General features: G+C 70.0%; 3 protein-coding genes. All 3 read right to left on the reverse strand.

All coding sequences use genetic code 11. From position 1 onward, the window contains the following. On the reverse strand, window positions 1-1,372 hold a 1,372-nt coding region (locus tag FV223_RS19105), incomplete at its 3' end, for a PepSY-associated TM helix domain-containing protein (RefSeq protein WP_147728488.1). A gap of 11 nt (window positions 1,373-1,383) precedes the next feature. After that, window positions 1,384-3,744: a TonB-dependent siderophore receptor gene (locus tag FV223_RS19110; RefSeq protein ID WP_147728489.1), complete on the reverse strand. Its 2,361-nt coding sequence runs from the start codon at window positions 3,742-3,744 to the stop codon at window positions 1,384-1,386. 326 nt (window positions 3,745-4,070) lie between these two features. Next, window positions 4,071-5,447, reverse strand: a 1,377-nt coding sequence (locus FV223_RS30610) for a hypothetical protein (RefSeq protein ID WP_187276181.1), incomplete at its 5' end; no start/stop codon positions are given.

Genomic DNA, 5,447 nt, shown 5'->3' on the forward strand with positions numbered 1-5,447 from the left:
CCGCGCGGGCGAGCAGCGCGGCCGCGGTCGCGAGCATCGCGGTCCATCCGGTTCGCGGCGGCAGGGCCAGCGGCACCAGCGTGGCCAGGATCCAGGCGCCGAAGAAGACCGTCACCTCGGCCTCCTTGCGCTCCGCCATCCCGAGCGGGAGCAGGCGGTTGGCCAGGAAGTAGCCGGCGATGGCGATCGGCAGCCCGGCGATGGTGCCGACGTTGAGCGCCTGCACCAGCCGCATCCCGAGATGCGCCCGCGTCGCGGTGCCGGGCTTGGGCACCCGCGCCACCGTCCAGAGGATCAGCCCGGTCGCCACCATGGCCGCGCCCATCGCGCCGCTGAGGAAGAACAGCACGCGCAGGGCCGGCCCGGCGAAATGCGCCTCGTGCAGGCCGACCATCGCGGTGAAGGTGCCGGCGGCGGGCTTCATCGCGCCCAAGGTCTCGATCACCGCGCCGCTGGTGCCGTCGAACGCCACCTGCGGATGGCGGTGCCTCAGGCCATGCGGCTCCTCGAACACCGCCACGACCGTCGCGTTGGCGTCGCCCGGGTTCTGCACGGTGATCCGCTCCAGCGGCTCGGCGTTCATCGCGAGCGCGCGCTCGACCATCGGGCCGAACGGGGCGAGCGGCGCGGGGCGTCCGGCGGGCGGGCGGGCGGCGGTGATCTGGCCGGATTCGGCGAAGAAGGCCTGCGCGTCGCCGCGATAGGCGGTGGTGACGCCCCAGGGCATGTACATCAGCGCCAGCGTCACGATCCCCGTATAGGTGATCATCAGGTGGAACGGCAGCGCCAGCACCCCGGTCACGTTGTGCGCGTCGAGCCAGCCGCGCTGCGCCGACTTGGCGTGACGGCGGAAGGTGAACAGGTCGACGAAGATCCGCCGGTGGGTGACGATCCCGGAGACCAGCGCGACGAGCATAATCATCGCGCAGATTCCGACGATCCAGCGGCCCCAGAGCGGCGCCATGCTGAGCTCGAAGTGGAAGCGGTAGAGGAAGTCGCCGCCGCGGGTGTCGCGGACGGCGACCGCGGCGCCGGTCGCGGGATCGAGCATCGCCTGGCCCGGCGGGGTGCCGGGCTTGCGGCGCCAAAACAGGTCGAGGGTCGGCCGGTCCGGGCTCGGCAGGGTGATGAACCAGCTGCGCGCGCCCTTCGCCTGCGCCTCGAGATAGGCGCGGGCGAGGTCGGCGGCGTGCCCGAGGGCGACCGGGCTCAGCGGAGCCCCGGCCCTCAGTTCCGGCCGCATCCATTGCGAGATCTCCGAGCGGTAGTAGCTCGCCGTGCCGGTGACGAAGACGGAAAACAGCACCCAGCCGACGACGAGGCCGGACCAGGCGTGCAGCCACGCCATCGATTGCCGGAAGCCGTTGCGCATGGTTTCGCGTCCTACCAGCGGTAGCGGAGCGTGGCGTAGACCGTGCGCGGCAGCCCGTAATAGCAGCTGGTGTAGCCGTTGCAGCCGCTGACGTAGGTGTCGTCGAGCAGGTTGTTGGCGTTCAGTTGCATCGAGAAGCCGGCCAGCGTCGGGTCGAGGTTCTTCAGGTCGTAGGAGACCACGGCGTCGACCAGCATGCTTTCCGGCACCTTGAAGGTGTTGGCCGCGTCGCCCCAGGACGGGCCGAGATAGCGGACGCCGCCGCCGACCTCGAGGCCGAGCATCGGCCCGTCGAGGAAGCGGTAGGTCGCCAGAAGCGAGGCGGTGGAATCCGGCACCAGCACCGGGCGGCGCCCCTGCAGCGGCACCGTCTGGCCGGGCGCGAGGTCGTTGGCGGTCCGGCCGTCGTCGCGTACGTTGCGGATGTCGAGGAGCGAGAAGCCGCCGATCAGGGTCACGCCTTCGGTGAGGTTCGCCCGCGCCTCGAACTCGACGCCCTGTACGCCGACCTCGCCGGTCTGCAGCACGAAGCCGGTGGGGCGGCCGAGCGTGGTGTCGGCCGTCGTCCGGTTCGACTGGCGGATGTCGAAGAATGCGGCGGTGAGGAGGATGTCGGTGCCCGGCGGCTGGTACTTGATACCGGCCTCGTACTGGTCGCTGAGCTGCGGGTCGGGCACCCGCCCGACGGTGCCGAAGGCGGTGTCGAACACCCGGCCGGCGACGATCGGCTCGAAGGCCTGGCTGTAGGACACGTACGGCGCGACGCCGGACTGGAACAGGTAGAGCAGGCTCGCCCGGCCCGTGAAGGCGTCGGAGGCCGCGTCCTGCAGCGTCAGCGTGCTTCCCGTCGCGGTGAACGACCGGGTCGGGCCGGTCTGGCGGGCGACGTCGTAGCGCCCGCCCAATGTCAGGATCAGGCCGTCGACCTTCATCTGATCCTGGAAGTAGACGCCGGTCTGCTGCGCGTCGACGCGCGAGGTCGTGTTGATGGCCGGGAACGGGATGTTCATTTCGTAGTTCGGCGCGAGCGCGTTCAGGTCCGGCGCGTTCGGGAACGGCGTCCCGCTGGCGCGCGTGCTGAAGGTGCGGTGGTCGACGCCGAGGAGCGCCGTGTGGGCGATCGGGCCGGTGTCGAAGTTGGCCACGACGTTCGAATCCATCGTGTAGGCTTCGGCCGCGACGATGTTGCCGATGACGGCGCGCGGCAGCAGCGGGCCGGTGGCGAACGGGCCGTTGCGGGGGCTGAACGCGCTGTAGACGCTGCGGTAATCGCCTTGCGTCCGCAGGTAGCGCCCGGCCGAGTGGAAGCGCAGGTTCTCGTTGAAGCGGTGGTCGAAGAGGTACTCGATCGACGCTTGGGTCCGGTCCGAGCGCTCGATGTTGCGGTCGCCGTCGTAGAAGTTCACCGGCAGTCGCCCGATCACGCCGCTGCCGAAGTTGCGCGGAAACACGGTGCCCACCGCCGGGAAGCCGCCGTAAAAGCCGGAGAACGGATCGCGCTGGTAGTTGCCGATGATCGTCAGCTGGGTGTCGGTGGAGGGCCGCCAGGTGACGCTCGGGTTGATCAGGGCGCGATCGACCCGCGTCGTGTCCACCGGGCCGTCCCCGTTCCAGCCCGCGCCGACGATGCGGTAGGCGAACTGGTCGGCGAGCCAGGGCACCTCGGACTGGATCGGGCCGCCGACGTCGATGCCGCCGCGCACCTCGTTGAAGCCGCCGCCCTGGACGAAGACCTCGCCGTGGCGGACGAATTGCGGGACCTTCGAGACGAGGTTGACGATGCCGCCCGGCCCCGACTGCCCGTAGAGCACCGAGGCGGGCCCCTTGATCACGTCGACCCGCTCGAGGCGGTAAGGATCGATCGTCGCGTTGGCGTCGCGGCTGGCGATCAGCGCCATGCCGTCGAGAAAGACCGGCGCGTTGAAGCCGCGGATCAGGAACTGCTCGAGCCGGGTCGAGCCGGCGCCGCCGCGCTGCTCGGTCGTGACGCCGGGCGTGTAGCGCAGGGCCTGGTTGATGGTGAGCGCGTTCTGATCCTCGATCTGCTTGCGCCCGATCACCGAGATCGACTGCGCCGTCTCCACGATCGGCGTGTCGGTCTTCGTGGCGACGGTGCTGCGGCTGGCGACGTAGCCGGGCACGGCACCGGACGCGCCGCCGGGACCGTAGAGCGATCCGCCGAGGCTGCGGCCGGCGCCCTCGCCGGTGACGCTCAGCTCGCCGAGCTCGATGTCGGTCGTCTGCGCGGGCTGGGCCGAGGCGGAGGACACGACCGAAATCGCGCATGTCGTCGACAGAAGAGCGACGATCAGAGCGCTGCGGCACCGACGTGCGGACGCGGACCGCACGACGGACGGACAGTAATGAATCATCTTGCCGACCCTAGACGCGACACGAAACAGCAGAGACCCGCCGCGTTGACTTGCGCATCACGGCGGCGTGATCGGGTTATCGGTAAGTTCTCGCGGCAACACAATTTCTATCTTATGGAAACATTCCAGGGTAACTTCGAAACGTTCCAGGCTGGAACGGGGTGTCGGGCGGCGGCCAGCCTCGCGCCCCCTAGGGGACCAGCCCGTTTCGGCACCGTTTCCATGGAGGAGACCAGCGGCACCGCTCCACAACTCACGATGAAAACCGAGCGGCCGTTGTGACCGATCGGTAACACCCCACGGTTGCGACGCCGCGAAGGATCGTGTCAGGCCGGGACCGTCATCCGGCTCGGATGGACCCAGGCACCGAGCGTCTCGGTCCGGTCCTGCGACAGGATCTCGGGGGGCACGTCGGAGACCGGCACCGCTTCGGGGCGTTCGGCGCCGAAGGCCGCGAGCGCCGCGCGGGTCTCCGGATCGTGGCAGGCGCGGTCGAACGCGGCGCGGTCGAGGCAGGCGAGGCGCCCCGCCTCGAAACGGGCATAGACCCGGCCCGAGCCGGCCTCGGCGAAGCGGACCGAGCGCAGCCGCCGGGCGCATTGGCGCAGGAAGCCGGTGTTCCGTTCCGGCGCCAGGGCTGCGGCGTCGGGATAGACCTCCGCCGGCGAGAGCGCGTCGATGTTGATCTTGGTGTAGCGCGCGATGTCGATGAGGCAGCCGGCATCGAGCACGGTGAGGTCGCCGTTCTCGCCGAAGGCGACCGTGCGCGGGCGCTCGCCCTGCGGCACGCTGTTGTCGAGGAACTCGTAATGCACCTGCTTGCCGGCCTTGGCCGCCCAGGTGAAGAACAGCTCCGGCATCCCGGTGAACGCCTCGACGTTGTGGGCGAGAAGATCGTCCACCGCCTTGTAGCGGCCGAAGATCCGCCCGCGGATCCAGGCGCGCTCGACGGTGGCGTCGGGCGGCGTGATCATGAACAGCATGAAGACGCGGTGGCCGAAGCGGGTCAGCAACTGGCTGCCGTCCTGCGTGCGCGAATCCGCGTTGAAGCTATCGAACCGGAACCGGTCGATCAGCAGATGCGACATCCGCCCCTCGCGGGCCTTGCGCGCCATGTAGCGATCGAGCTTGCGGTCGACGATCTCGACCTCGTGGCCCGTGAGCGTGCCGGCATAGCCGATCGCATCGCCGATCGAATCGTAGTCGAGCAGGAACTTGCGCCAGATGTCGGGGGTGATCACCGCGAAATCAGACCAGGATTCGCCGAGCCGCCGGGCCAGCGCCCGCTGGAGCGGACGCATCGTGCTCTTGCCCGAGGCGGAGGCGCCCTTGACGTTCATCACGATCGGCGCGGCCTGCGCACGGACCGGAACGTAGCCCTCCCGCGCCACGGCCTCGGCGAACCACGGCTCGATCAGGCAGCCGATCCGGCGGCTGCCCTCGTCGTTGGCGACGAGCGTCGTCGCGAGGTTCGCGAGCAGGGCGCGGTCGCCGACGAGCTTGCCGCGATGACGGACGATCCCCGACGCGACCTTGTGCAGGGCGGCGCTCGCCGCAAGCTCGAGCGCGTTTTCGCTGGCCGCGGCGCGGACGCACCATGCGGCGCAATGGGCGAGCGCGCGCTCCTCCGTGGATCGCGCGTCGTCGGCGACCGCGCCCTGCTCGCGAACCTCGCGACGACGCTCGTCGCCAACGACGAGGGC

This window comes from Methylobacterium sp. WL116, from assembly GCF_008039455.1.
Taxonomy (GTDB): Bacteria; Pseudomonadota; Alphaproteobacteria; order Rhizobiales; family Beijerinckiaceae; genus Methylobacterium.

What these genes read in the sequence shown, in the direction of transcription:
- FV223_RS19110 (WP_147728489.1), bottom strand. Translation starts at nt 3,744, where the DNA reads ATGATTCATTACTGTCCGTCCGTCGTGCGGTCCGCGTCCGCACGTCGG.